Origin of the sequence: Comamonas aquatilis, from assembly GCF_965139575.1 — a bacterium.
GTDB lineage: Bacteria > Pseudomonadota > Gammaproteobacteria > Burkholderiales > Burkholderiaceae_C > Comamonas > Comamonas aquatilis.
Map to the genome: position 1 here is coordinate 375,773 of NZ_CBCSIW010000001.1, position 22,906 is coordinate 398,678.

The 22,906-nt window shown below is 61.3% G+C and carries 16 protein-coding genes and 2 tRNA genes; 6 read left to right on the forward strand and 12 right to left on the reverse strand.

What is annotated here, in order from left to right; all coding sequences use genetic code 11:
- The first annotated feature begins 12 nt into the window (after positions 1-12).
- Positions 13-1,020, forward strand: a complete 1,008-nt coding sequence (hrcA, locus tag ACNAZA_RS01705) for a heat-inducible transcriptional repressor HrcA (RefSeq protein ID WP_415794660.1) — start codon at positions 13-15, stop codon at positions 1,018-1,020.
- Between the two features lie 62 nt (positions 1,021-1,082).
- Positions 1,083-1,159 (forward strand) — tRNA-Ile (locus ACNAZA_RS01710).
- A 334-nt stretch (positions 1,160-1,493) separates the two neighbouring features.
- Here the strand turns inward: ACNAZA_RS01710 and ACNAZA_RS01715 are convergent.
- Positions 1,494-3,728 carry a phosphocholine-specific phospholipase C gene (locus ACNAZA_RS01715; protein WP_415794661.1) on the reverse strand — a complete coding sequence of 745 codons (2,235 nt, stop codon included), beginning with the start codon at positions 3,726-3,728 and terminating at the stop codon, positions 1,494-1,496.
- A 34-nt stretch (positions 3,729-3,762) separates the two neighbouring features.
- Positions 3,763-3,906: a hypothetical protein gene (locus ACNAZA_RS01720; protein WP_415794662.1), complete on the reverse strand. Its 144-nt coding sequence runs from the start codon at positions 3,904-3,906 to the stop codon at positions 3,763-3,765.
- Between the two features lie 249 nt (positions 3,907-4,155).
- On the opposite strand from ACNAZA_RS01720, the gene ACNAZA_RS01725 reads away from it, so the two are divergent.
- Positions 4,156-4,232: transfer RNA gene (locus ACNAZA_RS01725), tRNA-Arg, on the forward strand.
- Between the two features lie 74 nt (positions 4,233-4,306).
- On the opposite strand, the gene ACNAZA_RS01730 is transcribed toward ACNAZA_RS01725, so the two are convergent.
- The 5 genes from ACNAZA_RS01730 to ACNAZA_RS01750 form a co-directional block, all read right to left on the reverse strand.
- On the reverse strand, positions 4,307-6,670 hold the full coding sequence (locus tag ACNAZA_RS01730; protein WP_415794663.1) for a CHASE2 domain-containing protein: 2,364 nt from the start codon (positions 6,668-6,670) through the stop codon (positions 4,307-4,309).
- A 120-nt stretch (positions 6,671-6,790) separates the two neighbouring features.
- Positions 6,791-8,578, reverse strand: coding sequence for a FecR family protein (locus tag ACNAZA_RS01735; protein WP_415794664.1), 1,788 nt, complete (start codon positions 8,576-8,578; stop codon positions 6,791-6,793).
- 18 nt (positions 8,579-8,596) lie between these two features.
- Entirely contained in the window at positions 8,597-9,310 is a 714-nt protein-coding gene (locus ACNAZA_RS01740) for a response regulator transcription factor (protein ID WP_415794665.1), read from the reverse strand.
- Positions 9,311-9,397: 87 nt separating this feature from the next.
- The gene (locus ACNAZA_RS01745; protein WP_415794666.1) at positions 9,398-10,699 is read right to left on the reverse strand and encodes a tryptophan--tRNA ligase; all 1,302 of its coding nucleotides are present in this window, start codon (positions 10,697-10,699) and stop codon (positions 9,398-9,400) included.
- A 41-nt stretch (positions 10,700-10,740) separates the two neighbouring features.
- Positions 10,741-11,409 (reverse strand): site-2 protease family protein, encoded by a 669-nt coding sequence (locus ACNAZA_RS01750; protein ID WP_415794667.1) that lies wholly within the window; start codon positions 11,407-11,409, stop codon positions 10,741-10,743.
- A gap of 229 nt (positions 11,410-11,638) precedes the next feature.
- On the opposite strand from ACNAZA_RS01750, the gene ACNAZA_RS01755 reads away from it, so the two are divergent.
- The gene (locus ACNAZA_RS01755) at positions 11,639-12,871 is read left to right on the forward strand and encodes a methyl-accepting chemotaxis protein (protein WP_415794913.1); all 1,233 of its coding nucleotides are present in this window, start codon (positions 11,639-11,641) and stop codon (positions 12,869-12,871) included.
- A gap of 105 nt (positions 12,872-12,976) precedes the next feature.
- Here the strand turns inward: ACNAZA_RS01755 and ACNAZA_RS01760 are convergent, their stop codons facing one another.
- Both ACNAZA_RS01760 and ACNAZA_RS01765 read right to left on the reverse strand, forming a co-directional pair.
- Positions 12,977-13,621: an L-threonylcarbamoyladenylate synthase gene (locus ACNAZA_RS01760; RefSeq protein WP_120966458.1), complete on the reverse strand. Its 645-nt coding sequence runs from the start codon at positions 13,619-13,621 to the stop codon at positions 12,977-12,979.
- Between the two features lie 47 nt (positions 13,622-13,668).
- Positions 13,669-14,535 carry a 3',5'-nucleoside bisphosphate phosphatase gene (locus ACNAZA_RS01765; protein WP_415794669.1) on the reverse strand — a complete coding sequence of 289 codons (867 nt, stop codon included), beginning with the start codon at positions 14,533-14,535 and terminating at the stop codon, positions 13,669-13,671.
- A 187-nt stretch (positions 14,536-14,722) separates the two neighbouring features.
- Here ACNAZA_RS01765 and ACNAZA_RS01770 point away from each other — a divergent pair, with 187 nt between their 5' ends.
- Together ACNAZA_RS01770 and ACNAZA_RS01775 are read left to right on the forward strand one after the other, a co-directional pair.
- Positions 14,723-16,468: a methyl-accepting chemotaxis protein gene (locus ACNAZA_RS01770; protein WP_415794670.1), complete on the forward strand. Its 1,746-nt coding sequence runs from the start codon at positions 14,723-14,725 to the stop codon at positions 16,466-16,468.
- A gap of 408 nt (positions 16,469-16,876) precedes the next feature.
- Positions 16,877-18,583 carry a methyl-accepting chemotaxis protein gene (locus tag ACNAZA_RS01775; RefSeq protein WP_415794671.1) on the forward strand — a complete coding sequence of 569 codons (1,707 nt, stop codon included), beginning with the start codon at positions 16,877-16,879 and terminating at the stop codon, positions 18,581-18,583.
- 105 nt (positions 18,584-18,688) lie between these two features.
- On the opposite strand, the gene recJ is transcribed toward ACNAZA_RS01775, so the two are convergent.
- The 3 genes from recJ to ACNAZA_RS01790 form a co-directional block, all read right to left on the reverse strand.
- The gene (gene recJ, locus ACNAZA_RS01780; RefSeq protein WP_415794672.1) at positions 18,689-20,428 is read right to left on the reverse strand and encodes a single-stranded-DNA-specific exonuclease RecJ; all 1,740 of its coding nucleotides are present in this window, start codon (positions 20,426-20,428) and stop codon (positions 18,689-18,691) included.
- A complete protein-coding gene (locus tag ACNAZA_RS01785) occupies positions 20,425-21,387 on the reverse strand; it encodes a phosphoglycerate mutase (protein ID WP_415794674.1) in 963 nt (320 codons plus the stop codon). The genes recJ and ACNAZA_RS01785 overlap by 4 nt, the downstream gene beginning before the upstream one ends.
- Positions 21,388-21,540: 153 nt before the next feature.
- Complete coding sequence (locus ACNAZA_RS01790; RefSeq protein WP_415794675.1) at positions 21,541-22,866, reverse strand: sulfatase family protein; 1,326 nt, start codon at positions 22,864-22,866, stop codon at positions 21,541-21,543.
- Between the last annotated feature and the right edge of the window lie 40 nt (positions 22,867-22,906).

The window sequence follows — 22,906 nt, forward strand, 5'->3', positions numbered from 1 at the left end:
TAAAATCAAAGCATGCTCGAAGAACGTGCCAAGTTATTGCTCAAAGCGCTGATCGAGCGTTATATCGCCGACGGTCAACCGGTGGGGTCGCGCACCCTTTCTCGGGCCTCTGGCCTTGAATTGTCGCCTGCCACCATACGCAACGTGATGGCGGACCTGGAAGAGTTGGGACTGATCATCAGTCCCCACACCTCGGCCGGCCGTGTTCCCACGGCCAGAGGTTATCGTCTGTTCGTGGACACCATGTTGACAGCGGACCGTTCAGGGATTGTGACGCCTGAGCTGATGCCAGAGCAACCGCAAAAAGTGATTGCCAATGCGGCCAATCTGCTGTCCAGCCTCTCCCAGTTTGTGGGCGTAGTGATGGTGCCGCGTCGCAGCTCGGTGTTTAAGCACATCGAGTTTGTGCGCCTGTCCGAGCGGCGTTTTCTCGTCATCATCGTCTCACCCGAAGGCGATGTGCAAAACCGTGTCATCTTCACCGATGTGGACTACAGCGCTTCGCAGCTGATTGAGGCGGCCAACTTCCTCAATCGCCACTATGCCGGCCTTGCCATGGAAGATGTGCGTTCGCGCATTCAGAGCGAGGTGGAACAGTTGCGTGGAGAGGTTGCCACCCTCATGCAGGCTGCGGTGGATGTGAGCGCCGAGGTGATGAGTGCCAATGATCAGGAAGACGTAGTCATTGCAGGCGAGCGCAATCTGCTGTCTGTCAGCGATTTTTCCAGTGACATGGGCAATTTGCGCCGAGCATTTGACCTGTTTGAACAGAAAACCCAGATTCTGCGCCTGCTGGACTTTTCCAATCAGGCCGAGGGCGTGCGCATTTACATAGGCGGCGAAAGCCAGACTGTGCCGTTTGAAGAGCTCTCAATAGTGAGTGCTCCCTATGAGCTCGATGGCAAGGTGGTTGGCACCTTGGGCGTGATCGGCCCAACACGCATGCATTACGACAAGATGATCCAGATTGTCGATATCACATCGAAACTTGTGAGCAATGCGCTCAGTCACAAGCGCTAGCCTCGTTAGGCCATACAATAGCGAGGTTTTTCCGGTTACAGCCATCGGTTGTGGCGGGTGTTGGGGCGTTAGCTCAGTTGGTTAGAGCAGGGGACTCATAATCCCTTGGTCGTCGGTTCAAGTCCGCCACGCCCTACCAAGACATATAGGAAAGCCTGCTATTTAAACGTAGCAGGCTTTTTGCTTTTCTACTTGGTGTAGTCGTGTCGTAGGCAAGAGGCGGAGTTTTCTATCCTTGTCCAATAGGCTGCCGTTCGCCTGTCTGTAGGTCGTCGGTTGACGGTATCTGCGTCATCACAGGCATCGTCTCCTCCTTCATGAGATTGCAGACAGCCTCTGCGCCGGCTGTGCACCGGGGCGGGGGCAGTCATGGCATGCGCCGATTTGCCAACGTCGCGAACCCATTGCGGCGCTGGCTCGGAGGACCGAGGACTGCGCCGCAAGGATGCGATCAGAGATCAGCGTGCGATCTTCTACACCTCGCCCATTGCGGGATCGCTGACCGTGTGTTTGCCGGTTTCCACGCGGCCCGCAAAGCGTCGGTAGTAGGACGCATCGCTGTTGCAGGTCACGGCAAAGTCATACCAGTGTCCGTAGCTCTCCAGCTCCCAGTGCTGCTCGGCGCTGGCGCCGGCGGCAACATTCACCGTCCACGGGCCATCCGTGCGATAGGCCATGGGCGTTATGGTGAACACGGACGGCTGGCCGCTCTTGTTCATCAGATCAAGGTAAACATTGCCGTTGGTGATGTCATAGCAGACGCGAATCTCAGGCGCCGCCTGTGTGCCGGCGAGGCGGTTCAAGTCGCCCTTGAAGTGGCGATGAAAGCCGTTGGGGCCCAGCACCCAGAGGTCGTACTTGCCGAAGTTGTCGCGCGCGGCATCCCAGGTGTCGGACAGCGTCTTGCCTGCTTCCACCATATAGCGGCGCGGATTGCGGTCGAGTTTCTGGCGGTCGTAGACATGGAAGACGGCAGCCTGTGCACCGGTGTTCGCAAACAGCAACTCCACCTGGCCGCTGGCCTGGCAGCGTGCACTGGCATGCAACTCGTAGGGCAGGGCGCGCGACGGACGTGTGCCGGCGGCCTGCAGCGGTTGCTGCATGTCGCGCGGCACGGGCACGGCTGGCAGCTTTTGCTGATCGGCACGCAGCTTGTCTGCGGCATCGCGCGTGGAGCGTCCGCCCAGTGTGGGCAAGGTTTCGTTGTTCGGCGTCTTGAAGTTGAAAGCGCTGCTCAGATCGCCGCATACCGCACGACGGAAGGGGCTGATATTCGGTTCGCTCACGCCAAAGCGGGCCTCGAGAAAGCGCAGTACCGAAGTGTGGTCGAACACTTGCGAGTTGACCCAGCCGCCGCGGCTCCATGGCGAGATGACGTAGAGCGGAACACGCGGCCCGGGGCCATAGACACGGCCGTCCGCAGCTGGCTGGCTGCGACTGCCTGCCGGTGCGCCATGGGTGAAGTACTCGGCTTGCAGGTCCGCTTCGGCCAGCGTGGTCTTGCCCGCATAGGTCTTGTCGGGATTCTGTGATGGTGCCGATGGCGACGGAACGTGGTCGAAGTAGCCGTCGTTTTCATCAAAGTTGATCAGCAGGACGGTTTTGCTCCAGACATCGGGATTGGCCGTCAATGCATCCATGACTTCCTGCAGAAACCAGGCGCCTTGAACCGGGCTCGAAGGCCCGGGATGTTCGCAGTAGATCGACGGTGCGTTGACCCAAGACACTTGTGGCAGCTTGCCTTCGCGAATATCGCGCTTGAAGGCATCGAGGTATTCTTCGGGCTTGTTGCCAGGCAGCGTGTTGGCCACGCCTTTGTACAAAGGGTTGGCCGCGTTGTCGGTAGCGGCATCGTAGGCGCGATATGGCAGCGCCTGTCCGGTGTTCGAGTATGGCGAGCCCGGCGCGCCGCCGCTGGAGACCGGGAAACCCGATGCCAGATTGGCGCGCCGGAACGTCTGGAACGCGCCCAGCATGTTGTCGCCCCATTCGTCCGGCATGTTCTGGTAGCTGATCCAGCTGACCTTGGCTTCCTCCAGGCGTTCCGCGTAGGTCTTCCATGTATAGCCGATGTTGGCATCACTGGGCACGCCGTTGATCGCATCCCATTCGTTGTTCACAAAGGCCACGCTTTGCGGCATTGCGCCGTTGGTGCCTGTCATGTGGAACGAACGATTCGCATCGGTGCCGGTGTGCATGGCGCAGTGATAGGCATCGCAGATGGTGAAGGCATTGGCCAGCGCAAACTGGTAGGGAATCTCCTGCTCCTTGAAGTAGCCCATCGAAGTATCGGTCTTGGCTACCGGCCAGCGTGACATGCGACCATTGTCCCAGGCCTGTTGGCTGTCTACCCACGAGTGAGGCGTGCCGGATACGCGCTGCGCATTGTTGGCCGTTCCGTCCAGGTGGTAGGGTGTGATGACCGTGCCGTTGCTGCGCTCCTGCTGCCAGACTTTGCGGCCGTTGGGCATGGGGATGGTCAATCTGTCGCCAAAACCGCGCACGCCTTTGAGTGTGCCGAAGTAGTGGTCGAACGAGCGGTTTTCCTGCATCAGGATCACCACATGCTGCACATCCATGATGGTGCCGGTGACGTTGTTGGCGGGAATGGCCAAAGCGCGGCGAATACTGGGTGGAAAGGCTGCCATGGCAGCGGCGGAAAAGGCGGCATTCTTGCCGGCCTGCAGTAAGTTGCGGCGCGAGATCATGAGGTGGTCGTGAAGATTGAAAATGCGTGGGCGTTCAGGGGGCGCAGCGCAACTCCGGCTTGGCCGGTTCGGAAGGATTGGTGGGGGGCGCGACGGGTTGTTCGTCATCGTTGCCGCCGCAGGCGGTCAGAGCGATGGCAGTCAGGCAAGCGAGGGTCAGTGCCTTGATCAAACGCATGTGCGGCATGGAGTCCTTTGCATTGGGAAGCGATGTACTGTTGAAAGTCCGCAATGCTAGAAATCGCGCATGTCATGGCGATGACGGTTCTGTGGCACAAGCTGTGCAGTGATGGAGCACAGCGACCGGCTCTAGTCGCTTGTCCGTTGGATGCGAAGACATGGCTGGCAGACTTTTTTCCGCCGTTCTGGAAAAAAGTGCCCAGTTCGATCTGAGGGCGCATTTCCTGCTGTTAGAATACATCGTATTGCGGCTGTAGCTCAGCTGGATAGAGTACTTGGCTACGAACCAAGGGGTCGTGGGTTCGATTCCTGCCAGCCGCACCAAAACGACAAGCCTCAGAACTGAAAAGTTCTGAGGCTTTTTCGTTTGCAGTTTTCCGTTTTGCCGTGAGAGAAGTTCAGGCCTTGGGGATGAGCAAGGTGAGGGTGCTGCCTTCACCTGGCGCGCTGATAATTTTCAACTGGCCGTTGTGGCGCGTGGCCACTGTGCGCACAAAGGCCAGACCCAGGCCCACGCCGCTCATGCGCTGATGCTGTTCCAGGCGCTCGAATGGGCGGCTCAGACGGGCCAGCGATTCAGCATCCATGCCGGGGCCGTGATCGCGCACGGCAAAACCCCAGCAGCTGTCCTGCTGCACGATGCTGCATTCCACGACGGCCGTGGTGTTTGCGTTGTCGGCTTGGCCGTATTTGATGGCGTTGGTGAGCAAATTAGTAATGGCACGCTGCAGCAGGCCAGGATCGCCTTGGACCATGGCTTCGGTTTCGGGCAGGGAAAACTGCAAATTGACTTTGTGCTGGCGGGCCTGAGTCCAGCAGTCCGAAACTGCCTGATCGGCGAGCAGACTCAGATCCAAAGCTTCTTGGCGGTAACTTTGCTGTTGGGCGCGAGCGAGGTGCACAAAATCATCGGCCAGTTGCAGCGATGCGTGGGCATAGTTTTCTATGCGCGGCAGCAGGTCGGTGCTGGCCGAGGCATCGGGCAAAGAGCGCTGCATTTCCAGCAAGGTGATGATGGAGCCTATGGGCGCGCGTATATCGTGCGAGATGAACTGCATGGCCTGGTCGCGCTGGGCCTGGGCACTGCGCAGATCGCTGATATCGACCAGAGTGATCAACCAGCCGGAGGTGGCTGCCGTCTCAAAAGCCTGGGCGAGCAGCATCAGATGGCGTCCTTGTGCATCCTTGCCTTCCACATGCTTGGGCAGTTGCTTGTGTTGCAGGGCATCGCGGGTGAGCAGTGCGCTTGCGTGACGGCTGTCGTCGTCCCCGCTGGAGCGCAGATTGGACAGCAGTGCAATCACATCTTCGCCGGGCTGCAGCACAACCCCCAGGCTTTGGGCATAGACATGTGCGGCGGCATTGGCCAGCAGCAGCGAGCCATTGGCATCACAGACAAAAGTGGCCGAAGGCAGTTGGCGCAGGCTTTCGCTCACAAAGTGGTGCAGTGCACGCAACTGGCGCGAGGCCTGTTCCACCGCTGCAATGCGCTGATCCAGCACATCGCGGGTGAAAGCAGTGGAGGTGGCCACCGGTAGGCCCTGGCCCTGCAGATCATGCAACTCCATGGCCAGAAATCTGGCGGCGGCGCGAAGGCGCAGCCAGCTCCACAGCGGGTAGGCCAGTGCCAGGCCTAGCAGGGCAGCAGCCGGAGCGGTTTGCACCTGCGCCCAGCGTGGCGCCAGTCCCGCAACCAGCAGACTCCAGACGGCCAGGCCCAGGCAGGCAATCAGGCCGCCGGATGGGCCCACCCACGCCAGAGCCAGCAAGCCCAGCAGCACGGGCAGCAGGTTGAGCAGGCGGTCGAGTGTGGGCGTGGCGGGTTCCAGATGGGTGCCTTGCAGCACGCCGCTGAGTATGTGGCCGAGCATCTCCACGTTCGAGACCAGGCGCGCATCCATGCCTAGCGGGGCAGTGAACTTCTCGCCCAGCCCGGCCGCCGTAGCGCCGATCAGCACATATTTGCCGCGAAAGGTGGCGGGGGGAATGTCGCCACGCAACACATCGATATAGGAGTAAGTGACAAAGGGGGAATGCTGCTGGCGGTCTGAAGCTGCACTGCCAAAGGTGATGACCTGCGCATTCTGGCGATACCAGCCAGAGCCTGTTTGCGTGGGCGAGGCGGCTGCCGCGAGCGTCGGATTGGTGCAGGCGCGGCCGGTTTCGCCCATGCAGTGCAGACTCAAAGCCATATGCCACCACTGCTGTGAGGCATCGCCTTCCTGGGTGAAAAAGCGTCGCACCACGCCGTCGTCATCCACGGGCAGCTGGGTGTGTCCCAGTGCTGCAGCCGTGCGGGAAAAGCTTTGCAGCGGCGGCATGGCCTGACCCTGACCGCTGCGGGTGACGGGCAGCACTACCTTGCTGCTTTGCTGGATTGCTTGCTGCAGCAGCAGATCATCTCCGGGGTAATCCTGATCTTCTTCGCTGAACACCACGTCCAGGCCGATGGCGCGGGGTTTGCCTAGGGCAATGCGCTCCAGCAGCGCCGCGTGCAGGGCGCGGCGCCAGGGCCAGCGGCCTATGGTGTCCACGCTGTCGTCGTCAATGGCCACAATGACGATGTCTGGCGATGCGGGACGCTGGTGCAGCCAGGAAGAAGTGTCCTGAATCAGTCCGTTGATGCGGTCCAGCTGCCCGGGGCCGCTGAGCCAGTACACCAGGGAGAGCAGAAAAACGCTGAGCAGCAGCCAGTCACGGCGCAGATTCTGGTGGCGTCGCTGCAGCGGGCTGGCAGGCGAAGAGGTCAGGCGTTCAGCCATGCAGGAATGGCGGATGCACCACAAATTTGATAGTAGAAGGCACCATCATTTGCTGGGTCTTGGCATCAAACATATCTGAGGCCCAATGAAATCAAGCGCAAGCAGCTATGCATTTGCTGTCTACTGGCGGCTCAAGCGTGAGCCGTCTCCGGTGGTCAGCATCTGGCCGTTGCCTCCGGTGACCCAGTTGCCGGTCCGAAATTGGCTGGCGCTGGTGAAATTGCTGCGCAGGCCGTTGCTGTCCTGCACCTGCATCTGCAGGTAGTAGCTGCCCGCAGGCAGGGCTTCGGTGCTCCACTGGGGCTGATCGATCCAGGTGTCTATCAGCGGCACGGCAAAGCTGGGTTCCGTCGCGACGACCAAGTGGTAGCGCTGCCCTTCTTCACCAGCCCAGCGGATATTGCGGCTGCCTTCTCCGGCGCTGCCGCCCATTTTCAGATCTGGCAGCTGAGGGGCTTGGGCCAGCTTCATGTTCTGCGCTGCAGCAAACGGGCCTTGATCGGCCTGACCGCTGCTCAGGGTGCGAATGCTGGCCGCGCGCCACTGATACGAACCCACGGGCAGCACGGCCAAAGCCTGGGCTGGCAATACACAGTCCTTGAGGTCCTTGGCATCGAGCACGGGAGCCGAGAAGTCGGAGCCTGCGGCCGCGACCTGAATCCGGTAGCCGGAGGCTTCTGTCACCTGGGTGCACTGCAGACCGCCTTGGCCCTTGCCTACCGTGCCGTCCTGGGCTGGCGCTTCATACAGCGGTGGCATGGGATGGGCCTTGACGCGCAGCGCATGCAGGCTGCGTGCGCCAGGAATTCCGCTGGCATCCAGTCCACGGATGGCGATCACATAGTCGCCATCTTCCACGCCCGTCAGGCGTAGCGGCGATTGGGTGAATTGGGCGCTGCGCAGCACTTCGGTCAAGCTCTTGTCTTTGGCCAGTTGCACCTGATAGCGCACGGCACCCGCCTGCACCGGCAGGGGCAGGCTGACCCAGTTGGCGTCTTCAGCCAAGGTGGGCCAGTTGCTGATGTCGGGGGCTGGCAACATGCTGGTGATTTGGCCCAACTGGCCTTTCTCGTTGACGGCAACACCTTGACCGGGGTGCAGCAAGGTGGAAGGCTGGCCTGACTGAACGGCGACCGAGCCTTCATCGACTGAGGCCGTGGTGCCGCCTTGCGAATTGTTCTGCACCAGAAACTGCGTACCGCGCACGCTAGTGGAGGCGGCAGGGGTGCGCACTTCAAAGCGGCGCTCGCCATTGGCGAGTTTGGGTACCGAAATTTCCAGGCCGCCTTCGCGCAGATCCAGCACCGATTGCAGATTGCCGGCACGGCCTTTGCGGCGCATCTGACGCAGCTGCACTTCGGATTCGGATTGCACGCGTACCAGAGAACCATCCGCCAGGCGGACCGAGACAAAGGCATCGGGTGCGATTTTGAGCAGCTCGCCTTCCTGCAGCGACTGGCCTTTTTGTACGGCTTGTGCCGGGCCAAGGTCTTGCGCACCAGACCCATCGCCGCTTTCTCCCAGGTGGCTCAACGAGCGCGCTGAACGCACATCGCCGCGCACGAATTCCACGGACGCGGAAGCCATGTGCATGAGGCGGATGGGAATTTCCAGTACCGAGCCTGGAAGCAGGCGGTGAGGGTCACTGACGCGATTATGGGTTTGTAGCGCCGACCAGCGCTTGTGGTCGCCCAGATACTGGGCGGCAAGCTGTTCCAGCGTATCGCCGGTGACCACCTTGTGGGCGATGACATCACCGCCTCGGGGCATGGGCGTGATCTGAGCCAACGCCACTCCCGGGAGGCTTAAGCCGGCCAGGCCCCATACGGCCCAGACCGTGCGCCATCCGACAGTTCCCGGCTCGATGGAGCGGGAGTTGGAGATGGGGGGCAGCGGATTCGGGAGCATGGGCGTTGGAGGCAAGAGTTAATGTGCAGGCTCTGGGGCCTGCGCTGCAGACTCGGGAGCATCCAGCCGGTAGCCATATCCATAAACGGCTGAGATGGCATAGGGTTGACCGGCGCGCAGATTAAGGATGTTGCGCAGGCGCGAGACATGGGTGTCCAGCGAGCGAGATTGCACTTCGGCGCTATGGCCCCAGACGACTTCGCGCAAATGGTCGCGTGAGAGCAGCCGTCCCAGATTCTGAAAGAGGGTCAGTGCCAGCGTGTATTCGCGGTGAGTGATTTCCACGGGTTGGCCGTCGATTTCGATGCCGTTGGTTGCCGTGATGAAATGGTAGGGGCCGAAGGCCAGCACGCTTTGCGCTGGCACGGGGTAGGCGCGGCGCAGCAGGGCGGCCATGCGGGCTCGCAGCTCGGCAACGCGCACGGGCTTGATCATGAAGTCGTCGGCCCCACAGCTCAGGCCTTCGACAATGTCGGCTTCTTCGCTGCGGTGGGTGACAAAGAGAATGGGCAGATCCTTGCTGATGTGATTGCGGGTCCAGCGCACGATGTCCGTGCCTTCCATGTCCGGCAACTGCCAGTCCACGATCAGCAGGTCAAAGCTCTCGCGGCGCATGTCTTGCTGCAGCGCCGCACCTTTGAGATAGGTGTGGCAGTTGTGTCCGGCCTCGGCACAGACCTGGCGAAACATTTCCAGTTGCAGGGGATCGTCATCCAAAGCAGCGATACGCATATGCCGTTCCTTTCGTATAAAGGAATGAATCCATACTGCCTGATGCTTGTGGATTAAGCAGCCGGGCAGCCCTCTTTTGACAGAAGTTTACTGTTCTGCGGCTTCGCGCAGTTGCTCCAATGCTTGCAGCACTTGATCGGTTTCCACGCCGTCCACTATTTGCAGCCGGCTTTGCAGAGCGTTCAAAGCCTGTGCACCTTCGCGCTGCAGCTGTGCAATGCTCTGGCCGGCTTCCTTGGGCGCGGCGAAACCTTGGCTTTGCAGCAGCAACTTGCCGTCGGCTGCCACCAGCTTGAAGTAGAACTGACCATCCGATTCGCGGTACTGCTTGAACTGGGGCAGAGCAGCTTTGCCGGCCTTGGCCGCTTTCTTGACGGTGGCGGCCAGATTGCGCAGACCCACGGCAGAACGCAACTCGGCCAACAGCGGCGTTGCCAGCTTGCGGGCCTTGACGGCTCCGGCCTGCAAAATCGCTTCCAGCTCGGCCGGGTGGGCGATCAGGTATTCGTAGCGCTCGCGCATGGGGGCGATTTCGCGGTCTATGCGCTCGAACAGCATCTGTTTGGCGTCACCCCAGGCGATGCCCGCCGCATATTGCTGGCGCAGGGCTTCGGTTTCCTCGGCACTGGCAAAGGCCTGGTAGATCTGGAACAGGGCCGAGCCTTCGGTTTCCTTGACTTCGCCAGGAGCCCGCGAATCGGTGGTGATGCTGTTGATAAGCTTTTTCAATTGTTCGCGCGGAGCAAACAACGGAATGGTGTTGTTGTAGCTCTTGCTCATCTTGCGGCCGTCCAGACCCGGCAGCGTGGCCACGCTTTCTTCCACCACGGCTTCGGGCAGAGCGAAATATTCGCCGCCATAGATATGGTTGAAGCTCGAAGCCATGTCGCGCGCCATCTCCAGATGCTGGACCTGATCGCGGCCCACGGGAACCTTGTGGGCGTTGAAGGCCAGGATGTCGGCACCCATGAGCACGGGATACATGAACAGGCCTGCGGTCACGCCGTCATCGGCATCTACGCCAGCTGCATGGTTCTTGTCCACCGATGCCTTATAAGCGTGGGCGCGGTTGAGCAGGCCCTTGCCGGTCACGCAGGTGAGAAACCAGGTCAGCTCGGGAATCTCGGGAATATCGGACTGGCGGTAGAAGGTCACATGCTCTGGATCCAGACCCGCAGCCAGCCAGCTGGCGGCGATCTCGATGGTGGAGCGCTGGATGCGCTCGGGATCCTGGCATTTGATGAGGGCGTGGTAGTCGGCCAGAAAGTAGAAGTTCTCCACATTCTTGGCGCGGCTGGCATCGATGGCGGGGCGCATCATGCCTGCGTAATTGCCCAGATGAGGCGTTCCGCTGGGGGTGATGCCGGTCAGAAAACGGGTATTGCTCATAACGGAGATAGCGAAGAATCGAAGTTCAAGACCTTGGCGCTTCAGCGCAGCAAGGTCATCAAGGGGTAGAGAAGCAGGTCGATGGCGGACAGGCCCAGATTCATCAGCGGGCTCAACCACACGCTGCCGATCACGCCGGCAATCACCAATGCCATGACGATGAAAAAGCCATAGGGCTCGATGCGGGCCACCCATTGAGCCTGCTTCCAAGGCAGCAGGCCGACCAGGATGCGGCCGCCATCGAGCGGCGGCACAGGGAACAGATTAAAGGCCCACATCACCAAGTTGACCATGATGCCTGCGCGACACATGGCAATGAAAAAGCGCTCGTTCACGCCCGCACCAAGCAGTACCAGCAGCAGCGCGGCCCAGAGTATGGCTTGCACGAAATTGGAGGCCGGGCCCGCCAGGGCGACCCAGATCATGTCGCGCTTGGGATGACGCAAATGGTCAAAGCGTACGGGTACGGGCTTGGCATAGCCGAAAAGAAAAGCGCCCGAAGTGGCGAAGTACAGCACCAGAGGCATCAGGATGGTGCCAACGGGATCTATGTGCTTGATGGGATTGAGCGTGATACGGCCCATCATGGCGGCCGTGTTGTCGCCAAAATGACGCGCCGCATAGCCGTGCGCCGCCTCATGGATGGTGATGGCGAACAGCACGGGAAGTGCGTAGATCAGTACGGTTTGGATGAGTTCGGAGATTTGCACGGCTCGATTGTCTCAGACGCCAGCCTTTGTCGTGAGGCTGTGCTGGCTTGCTGCAGGTTTGCACTGGCTTGCGACCCTCCTGGAATGTAGCAAAATGCAACGCTGATAAAGAGTTGGAACCGCAAGTGGCTGTTTCATTCTCCGAAAATGAGGCAAGGAATCAATCGTGGGAATTTTTGCAAGACTGCGCATCAGCGTGCGGCTGGTGATTGTGTTTGGCATTATCAGCATGCTGATGGTGTTGCTGGTAGCTATCGGTTTCAGCGCCCTGGGGCATGTGAGTCAGAGCCTGCAGACAGGCAAGTTGCAGCCTGCCGAAATCAAAGGTCTGCTCGCCGACGTGGAGAACGCCAGGTATTGGGTGCTGGGCCTGGGCGGCCTGGTTTGCGTCGTGTGCGCGCTGGCCTGGTTCAGCCTGCGTCGCGGCATTGTGGAGCCGCTGCAGCAAGCCATTTTGATTGCCGAGACGGTGGCCGCCGGTGATTTGAGCCAGGAGTTCTCATCCGATATCCAGGGCGACTTTGGCCGTTTGCTCACGGCGCTTGGCACCATGGAAGACACGCTGACCGAGCTGGTGGGTGATATCAAGCAGTCCACTGACTCCATCAGCATCAGCGCGGGTGAGATTGATGCGGGCAATACCAATCTTTCCAGTCGAACCGAAACCCAAGTCAGTGCACTGACCGAGACGGCTGCCAGCATGGAGCAACTGACGGCCACTGTACGCCAGAATGCAGACCGGGCGCGCTCGGCCAGTTCCTTGGCTGTCAATGCATCGGCCACGGCCGAGCGGGGAGGTGCTGTGGTGGGCCAAGTGGTGCACACCATGGACGCTATCAGCGGCAGCTCGCGCAAGATTGTGGACATCATCCAGGTGATTGAAGGCATTGCCTTTCAGACCAATATCCTGGCCCTCAATGCCGCCGTGGAAGCGGCCCGCGCCGGCGAGCAGGGCCGAGGCTTTGCGGTGGTGGCCAGCGAAGTGCGTTCCCTGGCGCAGCGCAGCGCCGATGCGGCCAAGCAGATCAAGGAGCTGATCACTGCCAGCGTGAGCCAGGTGGAAAGCGGTGCAGGCTTGGTGGGTCAAGCTGGCAGCACCATGAATGACATCATGCAGGCCGTGGACCAGGTCAGCGGTCTGCTGGGCGAGATCTCCCATGCCTTGCAGGAGCAAAGCGAGGGCATTGCCCATGTGAACACTGCTGTGGCGCACATGGACAGCACCAACCAGGAAAATGCCGTGCTGGTGCAGCAGGCCACGCAGGCGGCTGCGGCCTTGAATGCTCGCACCCAGGATTTGCAGCAGGCGGTGGGCGCTTTCAAACTGGATGAGGAAGATGCCGCGCAAGTCGCCTGGCAGCGCTCGGCAGCTTTTATGACTGGCGTCGCCGCACCGCGCGCCATGGGTGTGCGGCCATCGGCGCGAGCCAGCCAGAAAGTGCTGGAGTACGAAGAAGCTTGATTTCAGTGCGCGAAGCGCTTGAGGTTCATATGGGAAAAGCGATTTAAGCTATTAATTTTAATAAAAAAGAGGCCAAGCGCCTCTTTTTTTCATTGCTGCAGCGGTTTAAACCGCCTGCAAGCCAATCGCTTCCAGCGGGCCGCCACCCTGGCGCACCACCGTGGGAGGGTTGTTCATCGCCATGGGCGTGAGATCCAGCACCGTGGTTGGTTCCTGGGGGCAGCCTCCTGAATCGACTACCGCATCCAGCTCATGCGGAAAGCGTTCGAGGATGGAGTCGGCATCATTGAGCGGCTCAGTTTCGCCGGGTGCAATCAGCGTGGTGGCCAGCAGCGGTTCGCCAAGCTCTTCGAGCAGCAGTTGCAGGCCTTTGCGGTCGGGTACGCGCAGGCCTATGGTCTTGCGCGAGGGGTGACTCAGGCGCTTGGGCACTTCCTTGCTGGCTTCCAGAATAAAAGTGTAGGGGCCGGGCGTGGCCAGCTTGAGCAAACGGTATTGACGGTTGTCCACGCGGGCGTAGTTGGAGAGCTCGGACAGGTCACGACACAGCAGCGTCAGGTGGTGCTTGTCATTGATCTGGCGAATGCGGCGCATGCGGTCCACGGCATTCTTGTCGTCGAGATGACAGACCAGGGCATAGCTGGAGTCCGTGGGGACGGCAAGAATGGCACCCTTGCGCAGCATGTCGGCAGCCTGTTTGATGATGCGGGGCTGCGGGTTCGCGGGATAGACTTCAAAGCGTATTGTCATAAACAGCCTCTCGATGCAGATATCTTGTCGGGCGCGTTGAGTCTTGCTTATTGCGCGCGTTGAATGCGCTCATGCAGCAGCTCCCAAACCGGCGTGAGCTGGCTTGGCAGAGGAGGCAGATCGCCCAGGTCGGTATGCGACTCCTCGGGACTGTGAAAATCGCTGCCGCGCGATGCGGCCAGCTCGAACTCCTTGGCCATATCGGCGTAGATCGCATACTCGTGCGGGCGGTGGCTGCCGGTCACTACCTCCACGCCTCTGCCGCCGTGGTGCTTGAATTCGGTGAACAGCGCGTATTCCTCATTGGCCGTGAAGTTGTAGCGCGCCGGGTGGGCAATCACGGCCACGCCGCCCGCGTCCACAATCCAGCGCACGGCATCGCGCAGACGCGACCAGGTGTGGGGCACATAGCCGGGGCGGCCTTCGGTCAGATACTTGCGAAACACCTCATAGGTATCGGAGCAGACACCGGTCTCCACCAGAAAGCGGGCAAAGTGGGTGCGCGAAATCAGCTCGGGATTGCCGGCAAAGCGCAGCGCCCCTGCAAAGCTGCCTGGAATGCCTGCGGCTTCCAGTTGCTGCGCCATTTCCCTGGCACGAGGCTCGCGGCCGTTGCGGGTGTCGTACAAGCCCTGGCTCAGCTGCGCATCGTCGGCATCAAAGCCCAGCCCCACGATGTGCACCGTGGCGCCGGCAAAAGTGACCGAAATTTCCACTCCTGTCAGATAGTCCATGCCGCAGGCATGGGCCGCAGCTGCAGCGCGATGCTGGCCGCCCACCTCGTCGTGATCCGTCAGCGCCCATAGCTCTACCCCTTTGCTGGCGGCGCGCTGGGCCAGTTGTTCGGGGGTCAAGGTGCCGTCTGACACGACGGAATGGCTGTGCAGATCAGCGTTCAAGTAGGTTTTTGGCACAGGTCCATTGTAGGGCGCAGTGCTTTGCGCCGTGATTTGCGAGGGCTGGGGGCAACCCTTGATGGCACGCCGCGTTGTTGGTAGGTGTAACAATAGTTAATATTTCTACTCGGATGCCGAAACCCGTGAATACGGGCCATGTCTGCAAGGCTTGGCGCGGGGCGGCGGTCAGGAAACAGGTAATTTCATGAAGTTCAATCAGTTCACGGTATCCCAGAAACTTTGGGCTCTGGTGGCGGGTTTGCTGGCAGGTTTGCTGCTGGTTACCGCAGGCAGTCTGGCGTATCTGCACCAGGTCAATGCGGAGATCGCAGAGCAGGTCAATCGCACCCAGACAGCGGCCAATCTGGCCAGCGAATGGATGGCTTCGACACAGCTGAGCGTGGACCGCTCCATCGTGGCGGCGATTTCTTCCGAAGAAAATCTGGTCGAGCAGCAGCGCAAGCTGATGACCGAGGGCATTGCCCGCATCACCGAGCTGCAAAAGCAGCTGGTGGATGGCGCGCAGGATGAAGCCTCTCGCAAGGCTCTGGAAGTCATTGCCGAGCACCGTCGCAAGACGCTGGCGGCCAACACCGCCGTGCAGCAGGCCCGCATCAACAATGATTTCGCGACGGCGTTCGATATTGTGGAAAAGCAGCTGCAGCCGGAAGCCAAATCCTATATGGCTGCCCAGCAAAGCTTTGTGCGTCTGCAGGACGAGCGCCGGGCCCAGGCCGTGGCTCAGGGCCAGAGTGCTCGTAGCAGCGCCTATCTGGTGATTGCCATGGTGTGTGGCGTGATCGTGCTGCTGGGGCTGTTCACGGGCGCTGTCATCATGCGCTCCATTACCCGTCCGTTGAGCGAAGCCGTAGCACTGGCAGACGCGATTGCCGCTGGTGACTTGACGGCCTCGGTTACCAACAACCGCCATGACGAGCTGGGGCGATTGCTGCAGTCGCTCAATACGATGACGGCCCGCCTGCGTTCCGTGGTCGGCCAGGTGCGCTCGGGGGTGGAGTCGGTTTCCTCAGCTTCGGGGCAGATTGCCACCGGCAACCAGGACCTGTCGGCCCGCACCGAGCAGACTGCCGCCAACCTGGAAGAGACTGCAGCCAGCATGGAAGAGCTGACGGCAACAGTCAGTCAGTCTGCCGACACGGCCCGTCAGGCCAACCAGCTGGCGGCAACGGCAGCGCAAGCGGCCGAGCAGGGCGGCCAGGTGGTGCAGCAAGTGGTGAACAGCATGCAGCAGATCACCGACAGCAGCCGCAAGATTGCCGACATCATCGGCGTGATCGACTCGATTGCCTTTCAGACCAATATCCTGGCGCTGAACGCTGCCGTGGAAGCGGCCCGTGCCGGCGAGCAAGGCCGTGGCTTTGCCGTGGTGGCCAGCGAGGTACGCAACCTGGCCCAGCGCAGTGCCGAAGCGGCCAAGGAGATCAAGCAACTGATCACCGCGAGCGTGGACAACGTGCAGTCCGGCTCGCAGCAGGTGGAGCTGGCGGGCAAGAGCATGGAAGACATCGTTTCCAGCGTGCGCCGCGTCAGCGATCTGATCGGTGAGATCACGGCCTCGTCAACCGAGCAGCGCGACGGTATCAACCAGGTCAATCAGGCCGTGAGCAATCTGGACCAGATGACGCAGCAGAATGCGGCCCTGGTGGAGGAGTCCAGTGCGGCCGCCTTGTCCATGCAGGAGCAGGCACAGCGTCTGTCGGAAGTGGTTTCCACCTTCAAGCTGGGCCAGGATAGCTATGCTTTGCGTCCTTCCGCGCCCGTGGCGGCAGCCGTAAGACCTGTCGTAGCCAAGCCCGTGTTTGCCAAGCCTGCTGCAGCTCCCAAGGTGCCGGCACCGGTCAAGGTTGCGGCCCAGACTCGGGTCGTGCCCGCTGCCAAGCCCGCGCTGGCAAAAACGGCTGAATCTGACGACGACTGGGAAACCTTTTAAGTCACTCTTTCTCTAAAAAAAGCCCGCGCTCTTCTGTTTGAGGAGCGCGGGCTTTTTGTCTATTTTGATAGCCGATTGCGCATGCCAGCCAAGCCCTTGATTGCAAATGGCTTGAGATTTTCTATGCTGTGATTGCTTGCTTTGCGTTGAATCCCTTCAGGACTGAAAGCCGAGATTCAGGAAGCCATGGCCCAAAACGCAGCCTGGGGTAACCCCCGACAAGACTGCTCCATATGTGGGTTGCAAAAAAGTTGTAACAATTATTAATATTTAATTACAGATTCGCGTGAAGCCAATCTGTGGGGGAGGGCTGCGTCTTTCGTCTGCTGTTGGGCTGCTGCGCGGCCATGAACGCTGGTGTGGCGGTGTCCTTGGTCTGTCGGTTGCGCTTTGCAGATGGGTTTGTTCATGAAGTGGTTTCAATTCACCGTTGCCCAAAAGCTATGGGCCCTGGTGATCGGTCTTCTGGGTGGCATGTTGCTGGTGACAGTGGGCAGCCTGACGTATTCCAATCGGGTCAATCAGGCCATCTTGGCCGATGTGGTGAGGGCGCAGGCGGGGGCGGCACAGGCGCGCGAATGGCGTCAGCTGACCGAAATGAGCATGGACCGTTTTGCGGCGGCTGCCAACTCCACGGATGACAATCTGATAGCGGCGCAGCACAAGCTGCTGGCGCCGTTGATCGCCTCCATCAATGCCTTGCGCGACAAGGTGGTAGCGGGGGCCACCACGGACGAAGCCAAGAAGATGCTGGATGAAGTCTCGGCGCACCGCGACAAGCTGATTGATATCAACAAGGTGCTTGATCAGGCGCGCCGCGCCCATGAGTTCGAACGTTCTCAGCAACTGATTGCCAGCGAACTCAATCCTGCGGTCCAGAAGTACTATGCCGCACTGGATGCCTATGCGCAGCTGCAGGAACGCTATCGGCAGCAGGCCCTGGCTCAGGGTGAGAGTTTGCGCCAGCGCGCCCATCTGATCAGCGGCATCATCTGCGCCTTGATCATCTTGCTGGGCTTGGTGACGGGCGTGTTCATCATGCGTTCCATTACCCGTCCGCTGAAGCAGGCTGTGGAGCTGGCCGATGCCATCTCCGGCGGAGATCTGAGCGCCTCGGCGCAGCATGAGCGCCATGACGAGCTGGGACATTTGCTCAGCTCGCTGAATGCGATGACAGCCCGCCTGCGCTCCGTGGTCGGCCAGGTGCGCTCGGGGGTGGAGTCGGTTTCCTCCGCTTCGGGGCAGATTGCCACCGGCAACCAGGACCTGTCGGCCCGCACCGAGCAGACTGCCGCCAACCTGGAAGAGACTGCAGCCAGCATGGAAGAGCTGACGGCAACAGTCAGTCAGTCTGCCGACACGGCCCGTCAGGCCAACCAGCTGGCGGCAACGGCAGCACAAGCGGCCGAGCAGGGCGGCCAGGTGGTGCAGCAAGTGGTGAACAGCATGCAGCAGATCACCGACAGCAGCCGCAAGATTGCCGACATCATCGGCGTGATCGACTCGATTGCCTTTCAGACCAATATCCTGGCGCTAAACGCCGCCGTGGAAGCGGCCCGTGCCGGCGAGCAAGGCCGTGGCTTTGCCGTGGTGGCCAGCGAGGTACGCAACCTGGCCCAGCGCAGTGCCGAAGCGGCCAAGGAGATCAAGCAACTGATCACCGCGAGCGTGGACAACGTGCAGTCCGGCTCGCAGCAGGTGGAGCTGGCGGGCAAGAGCATGGAAGACATCGTTTCCAGCGTGCGCCGTGTAAGCGATCTGATCGGTGAGATCACGGCCTCGTCCACCGAGCAGCGCGACGGTATCAATCAAGTCAATCAGGCCGTGAGCAATTTGGACCAGATGACGCAGCAGAATGCGGCCCTGGTGGAGGAGTCCAGTGCGGCTGCCTTGTCCATGCAGGAACAGGCACAGCGTCTATCGGAAGTGGTTTCGGTCTTCAGACTGGGGAGCCGCGATGCCGAGACTATGGACTATGGATTTTCAGCTCCGACGCTGGCTCCAGCCTTGATTTCCGCCAACGGGGTGCAGCGAACTGCGGCCGCCCGTTTGCCCAGGCCGACGTCTTCGGTCAGGCGGCTCGTGAGGTCAGAGGAAGAATGGGAAAAGTATTAAGGTCTGCAGACAGCAGCCGCCCTCATCGACTGGCAGATGAGGGGGCTGACTATGCAATGAATAGCTGCAAACGGTGATGAGCAAAGGGCTTGAGTGGCTGTCTGATCAAAGTCCCATATTGCCCGCACCGCCTTCAAAGCCTTGGGCGGCTTCGATCAGGAACTGCACTTTGCGCTCGCCGCGCCATTCGTTGATGTCGAGGCGGTAGGCCAGCGTCATGCGGCTGGGCAGCGGATCGGTGTGATTGAACCAGATGCCGTCAATCTTGGAGCCGTGATGCAGCAGCTCCAGTTTCAGGTGTTTCTCGCCTACCAGGCGCTGAGACATCACTTCCAGTTCCTCGCTGAAGGTGGGTGCGGCAAAGCCCTGACCCCAGACGGCCAGTTGCAACTGGTCGATCAGCGTCGTATCCAGCCACTGTGGCGACAGCGGGCCGTCGGTTTCCATGCGGCGCGTCAGCGTGGCGGCGTCCAGCCATTCCTGGGCCACCTGGGCCAGGGCCTGCTCGAACTCGTCAAAGCGCGCTTCTTCAAGCGTGCAACCGGCCGCCATGGCGTGGCCGCCAAAGCGCAGCAGCAGACCGGGGTGGCGCTTGCTGACCAGGTCCAGCGCATCACGCAGATGAAAGCCGGGAATGCTGCGGCCCGAACCCTTGAGTTCGTGCTCTTTGCCGGGTGCGCCGCTGGCGGCGAACACAAAAGTGGGACGGTGCAGCTTGTCCTTGATGCGCGAGGCCACGATGCCGACCACGCCTTCGTGAAAGTCGGGGTCGAATACGCTGATGGCGGCCGGCGGCGTCATGCCGTCTTCGCACAGGCCTTCGGCCATCAGAAAAGCATGCTCCCGCATGCCGACCTCAATCTCGCGTCGCTCGCGATTGATGCTGTCCAGCATGCGCGCCAGATTCTCGGCGCGGCCTGCGTCCTCGGTGGTCAGGCATTCAATGCCGATCGTCATATCGGCCAGGCGCCCGGCGGCGTTGATGCGCGGGCCCAGGGCAAAGCCGAAGTCAAAGGTGGTGGCCATGTCAAGGCGGCGGCCGGCGGCATCAAACAGTGCGCGTATGCCTGGTTGCATCTGGCCTTTGCGAATCTGCTTGAGGCCCAGCGCCACCAGACGGCGATTGTTGGCATCGAGCTTGACCACATCGGCCACCGTGCCCAGGGCGACCAGAGGCAGCAGGATTTCAAGTCGCGGCTGGCTGTGGCGGTCAAAGCGGCCGCGGTTGCGCAGCTCGGTGCGCAGGGCCAGCAGTACATAGAACATCACGCCCACGCCGGCCATGGACTTGCTCGCAAACTCGCAGCCCGGTTGGTTGGGGTTGACGATGGCGTCCGCCAGCGGCAGGTGGTCGCCGGGCAGGTGGTGATCGGTGACGAGCACGGCCAGGCCCAGCTCCTTGGCTACGGCCACGCCTTCCACGCTGGCAATGCCGTTGTCCACGGTGATCAGCATGTCGGCACCGGTTTCCTTGACGCGGCGCGAGATGGGCGCCGTGAGGCCGTAGCCGTCCACCACGCGGTCGGGCACCAGATAGTCGACATGGGCCGCGCCCAGCAAGCGCAGGCCGCGCACGCCCACCGCGCAGGCCGTGGCGCCGTCGCAGTCGTAATCTGCCACGATGCATAAGCGCTTTTGCTGCGCTATGGCATCGGCCAGCAGTTGCACGGCAGCGTCCATGCCGCGCAGGCCGGAAGGTGCCAGCAGTCTGGCCGGAGCGTCGTCCAGCTCATCGGCCGAGCACACGCCGCGTGCCGCATAAAGCTGGGCCAGCAGCGGATGAACATTGGCCTTGAGCAGGGCAGAAACGCTGTCGGAGGGAATCTGGCGGGGAATGATTTTCATAGCATTTCGCGCAGATTTGGCAAGGGCTTCGCGCCAAAAATGCTCTTGAACTTGTCCATGAGGCCTGGTTTGGCTGGGCGCCAGGTCACGGCATTGCGCTCGCCGCACAAGGTCAGGCGGATGTCCTCGCCCTGGGTCAGGCGTTGCCCAAGATGGGCCATCAAGCTGCCATCGAGCTGCTGCCAGGCCTGGCGCCAGCTCTGCACATCGCCTTGCAGGGCCGGGATGCGCAAATCATTCACGCAGGCGGCAGCGGTGTCGGGCTGCGGCAGCTGGGTCAGGCGGCCTGCACCATGCACCCAGAAGGAGTTGATGGGCTGCAGGCCACGCTCGGCGCGCTGGTCGTTGAATACATGGGTGTAGAGCAGCATTTGCAGCTCGCTTTGCAGGCGCTGGATCACGGCGCCCTGCTTGGCATCGGGGAACCAGGGGCGCACATCGCGGTTTTGCACCCGGTCCAGGCTGGCCGTGGCCAGTTGCTCGAAGGCCGCGCCGCGCGCCAGCCAGAGATCGGGTTGCAGATAGTCGATGGCAATCCCATCGTCGGCAAACCAGGGCGAAATCAGGGCCAGCAACTGGCGCGACTCTTCTTCGCCCAGTGGCGCAGCCGCGGGATCGCTTTGCACCACCTGATCCGCACCGATATGCCAGTGGCAGGGCGTGATGAAGGCGCAGGCCTGCTCTGTTTGTCGGGCTGCCAGCGCCGCCCAGGCAATCAGGCCGGGCGCTTCGGGCAGTTGCAGGCTGCGCGCCAGCATGCGCTCATGTGGGGGGGAGAAATCGAGTTCATCGCCGGAGATCGCCGTGTCGGGCGACATCCGGGCCAGCACGGCCTGCAGGTTGGGCAGTTGCAAATCGTCCCAAGCGGCAGCGGTGGCGGGGCCGCTGGCGTAGGCGATGATGATTTGCGTGGCACCGGCAGCCTGGGCTGCCGGAATCAAAGGCGCGGTCAAAGACATGGCCGCTATTGTCGGGCATGCGTGGCACACAGGTCGGTGGCAGGGTGTATTGCTATTGAATGTATAGCTTTTTACGCTTATGAATAAAGGACTTGAGCCTGTTTTGGCTTCAAGTCCTTGAATGCAGCGCTGCAGCATGGAGCTGTGTGACGCTCAGCGCGATGGCATGTTCTTGCTGGTATAGACCAGGCTGTAGCTGGCATCGTCGGCAATGGCCGGCATGCTGGCGTTCCAGGCTTCCCAGCTAGCGCGCATGGCCTGCAGGCGCTCGGGTTGCAGGCCCGCCTGGTTGGCGCGCTCGCGTTCGTCGCTGGCAATGTTGAACAGGTATTCGTTGTCTTCCACGCGCAGATATTTCCAGTCGCCCTCGCGCAAGGCGCGTTGGCCGCGGTAAAGCATGCGCCAGTACAGCGGGCGGCCAAATTCCGCGCCCTCGCCCTGCAGCACGGGCAGGAGGGAGACGCCATCAAGCGGGTAGTCGGGGTCGGCGGCTACGCCAGCGGCATCGAGCACGGTGGCAGACCAGTCCATGCTCATGCATTGCTGGGTGCTGGTGCGTGCGGGTGCAATCACGGCGGGCCAGTGGGCAATCCATGGCACGCGAATGCCGCCTTCGGTCAGGTCCATCTTGCCGCCCACCAAAGGCCAGCTGTCCGAGAAGCGCTCGCCGCCGTTATCGCTGGTGAAGATGATGAGGGTGTTGTCCAGCTGGCCGTTCTTGCGCAGCGCATCGACGATCCAGCCAATGCCTTCATCCATGTGATGAATCATGCGGCGGTACTGGTGGATGTTGCCGCCCGCCAGATGGGCGATGCCCGCGCCCAGTTGCTCGGCGGTTTCGCGGTCGTCGCGTGTCTCCCAGGGCCAGTGCGGAGCCGTGTAGTGCAGGCTCAGGAAAAAAGGCGTATCGCCCTCGCTCATGCGGTTGACAAAGTCCACGCTGCGCTGGGATAGCAGATCGGTCAGATAGCCTTCGTCGTGGTGCTCTTCCTCGCCCACCCACAGATCATGCTGGCCGGAGGAGCTCAGATGGGTGAAGTAGTCCACGCCGCCCGACATGGGGCCGAAATACTCCTCATAGCCCGAGCGCAGCGGGCCGAAATGGGGCGGGTAGCCCAGATGCCACTTGCCTATCAGCGCCGTGCGGTAGCCCGAGTCCTTGAGCAGCGATGGCACGGTAGGGATTTCGGGCGGCAGGCCCAGCTTGGCGCCCAGGGGCGTGCCGCGCGTCTTGCTGTTGATGGGCTCCTCGGCCGCACCGCGCAGGCGGTACTGGTAGCGGGCCGTGGCCAGTGCAAAGCGGGTGGGCGAGCACACGGGCGAGTTGGCATAGCCCTGGGTGAGCTTGAGGCCGTTCTGGGCCAGGGAGTCGAGCACGGGCGAGACCGCGCCGAATTCGGCCTCGCGCCCGCCGTAGCAGCCCAGGTCGGCATAGCCCAGGTCGTCGGCCACGATAAAGATGATGTTGGGGCGGTTCATGAGTTGCTTGTCGTTTTTGTCGCAAGAAAATGAGTCTGGC

Excerpts from the sequence above, each read along its gene's own strand:
- ACNAZA_RS01735 (WP_415794664.1), bottom strand. The coding sequence starts at position 8,578 with ATGCTCCCGAATCCGCTGCCCCCCATCTCCAACTCCCGCTCCATCGAG.
- ACNAZA_RS01785 (WP_415794674.1), bottom strand. The coding sequence starts at position 21,387 with ATGTCTTTGACCGCGCCTTTGATTCCGGCAGCCCAGGCTGCCGGTGCC.
- ACNAZA_RS01790 (WP_415794675.1), bottom strand. The coding sequence starts at position 22,866 with ATGAACCGCCCCAACATCATCTTTATCGTGGCCGACGACCTGGGCTAT.
- recJ (WP_415794672.1), bottom strand. The coding sequence starts at position 20,428 with ATGAAAATCATTCCCCGCCAGATTCCCTCCGACAGCGTTTCTGCCCTG.
- ACNAZA_RS01730 (WP_415794663.1), bottom strand. The coding sequence starts at position 6,670 with ATGGCTGAACGCCTGACCTCTTCGCCTGCCAGCCCGCTGCAGCGACGC.
- ACNAZA_RS01770 (WP_415794670.1), top strand. The coding sequence starts at position 14,723 with ATGAAGTTCAATCAGTTCACGGTATCCCAGAAACTTTGGGCTCTGGTG.
- ACNAZA_RS01755 (WP_415794913.1), top strand. The coding sequence starts at position 11,639 with ATGCTGATGGTGTTGCTGGTAGCTATCGGTTTCAGCGCCCTGGGGCAT.
- ACNAZA_RS01745 (WP_415794666.1), bottom strand. The coding sequence starts at position 10,699 with ATGAGCAATACCCGTTTTCTGACCGGCATCACCCCCAGCGGAACGCCT.
- hrcA (WP_415794660.1), top strand. The coding sequence starts at position 13 with ATGCTCGAAGAACGTGCCAAGTTATTGCTCAAAGCGCTGATCGAGCGT.
- ACNAZA_RS01740 (WP_415794665.1), bottom strand. The coding sequence starts at position 9,310 with ATGCGTATCGCTGCTTTGGATGACGATCCCCTGCAACTGGAAATGTTT.
- ACNAZA_RS01720 (WP_415794662.1), bottom strand. The coding sequence starts at position 3,906 with ATGCGTTTGATCAAGGCACTGACCCTCGCTTGCCTGACTGCCATCGCT.
- ACNAZA_RS01715 (WP_415794661.1), bottom strand. The coding sequence starts at position 3,728 with ATGATCTCGCGCCGCAACTTACTGCAGGCCGGCAAGAATGCCGCCTTT.
- ACNAZA_RS01760 (WP_120966458.1), bottom strand. The coding sequence starts at position 13,621 with ATGACAATACGCTTTGAAGTCTATCCCGCGAACCCGCAGCCCCGCATC.
- ACNAZA_RS01775 (WP_415794671.1), top strand. The coding sequence starts at position 16,877 with ATGAAGTGGTTTCAATTCACCGTTGCCCAAAAGCTATGGGCCCTGGTG.